This is a genomic window from Lacrimispora amygdalina, assembly GCF_900205965.1.
GTDB classification, from domain to species: Bacteria; Bacillota; Clostridia; order Lachnospirales; family Lachnospiraceae; genus Lacrimispora; species Lacrimispora amygdalina_A.
In genome coordinates this window covers 1-1810 of sequence record NZ_OAOF01000069.1, presented here as the reverse complement: position 1 = coordinate 1810, position 1810 = coordinate 1, and the positions used below count along the sequence as shown (strand labels likewise).

At 38.0% G+C, this 1810-nt stretch carries 1 protein-coding gene; it reads right to left on the bottom strand.

From position 1 onward, the window contains the following. Positions 1–131: 131 nt before the first annotated feature. Positions 132–1448, bottom strand: a complete 1317-nt coding sequence (locus tag CRO04_RS25690) for an IS110 family transposase (protein ID WP_097007062.1) — start codon at positions 1446–1448, stop codon at positions 132–134. Positions 1449–1810: the final 362 nt, after the last annotated feature.

Genomic DNA, 1810 nt, shown 5'->3' with positions numbered 1-1810 from the left:
TAAGTCCAGCTAAGAAATGTCAATAGTGAATGGAAAAAAAATTAATTTTTCTATTTAGGTAAAAAAGGGCAACTTTAATACACCTTTTGATATTCCGACAAATAGCGGGTTCAAAGGAGGTATGCATTATATTAAGCAGCGATGTCGCATCTCGCTTTTAAGTAATTCTTTTGATGTTCTTCTGGTGTGATGACTTGAAACTCTTTTTCATCACGAAGAATGGCAAATACAATGTTACAGACCTTATGCATGACAGCACCCAGTGATACCATTTTAGGCTTTGACTCACATTTTTTTAGGTAATAATCACGGAGCACAGGATTTTGAACAGACCCGTTTCTGCTTTTACTGATACTGATTAAAGCCATTGTGTGAAGTACGCGTCTTGCAATGCGGGAACCGCGTTTTGACATGTTAATCTTGGTTCCTTCAAACTTACCGGACTGCTTTACCGCAGGATCCAGGCCAAAGTAAGCAAACAGCTGCTTTGGAGAATGGAATGCCGAGAAGTCACCAATCTCACTCATAAGTGATACGGCGGAGAGAAATCCGGCTCCTTTGTAAGATTCAATCAGGTGTATCTGTTGTATAAATTTAGTCCCTTCGTTGGAATCAACCAGTTCATGCATGTTTTCCAGAAGAGAGGTAATTTCTTCATCATATTGGCGAATAAAACGTATGTAAATCTGGATACGCTTGAAATTACTGCTGACAGAATGACCAAAAGTCTTAGAGTCTTTTGCAGCCTGAATAATAGCATTATATTTGTTATTAGCGTATGTAACACCAAATCTGGCAGTAGAGCGTATGGAATCAATGATTTCCCGTTTTTCTGCTGAAAGAAAAGCATCTGGACTCGTGTAGTTTTCCAATAAAGTAAGAGATGTATTGGTAGTTACTTTTGAAAAGATTTTTAAATACTGAGGAAAAACCATACGAAGTTCACCCTGCAACTTATTTATATAGGCCGAACGATTATCCATCAGATCATAATAAACTCTGGAAAGGTTTCTTAAATCGAGAGCAAGTTCAGATGGCATAAGAGAAACCTTTAAATCGGGTTTCAAGCCAATCAAAGCCGCCTTTTTTGAATCGAAACGGTCATTATGCACTTTTCTTATATTGATATTTGTGCTACTCTTAGTGATGATAGGATTGATAACTGAGCAGTTAAAACCCTTATCGCGAAGATAGCAGAAGAGTGGGTAATGATAAATACCCGTGGATTCCAGGAAAATGCGACTTTCCAAAGAATACAACTCTTCTGCTTCTTTTATTTTAGAAACAGCAAGTTCCAGGGAAGAGATACTGTCATGTAGGATTTTAAAAGGTTTGCCCACAAATGTCTGGTTTGGAAGAGCAATAGACATCCATGAAAAGTCAGCACCAACATCCATACCGACAGAGATAAATAATTCATCAAAATTAAAAAAAACTTTGTTTGTCATGAGCGTAAGCTCCTTTCTGATAGGAGACCATTTCCAAAGCAACAGGTACACAGCCTAGCGCGTTATACGGGTATAGCCTGCGGCTCCCAACCAGCTTAATCATAAAACCCTGTTGAATGGACTAATTGACTTAATCGTAGGTATGAGCCAGTAGAAACTGGCTTCCCAAGGAGGAACACATTCTTTATCCTATCCAAAGAAATAATATACCTTATGAAAAGTCTGGTGTCTATGAGGGAACCGTCAGACATGATAATTATGAATGGATAACATTTGATGAAGGAAGAACCCCTTCTTCTGTTATCTGATAAGAAACTTGTTAACTGAGTAGTCATTCTTGACTGCATCATTATTATACTAGG

Excerpts from the sequence above, each read along its gene's own strand:
- CRO04_RS25690 (WP_097007062.1), bottom strand. The coding sequence starts at position 1,448 with ATGACAAACAAAGTTTTTTTTAATTTTGATGAATTATTTATCTCTGTC.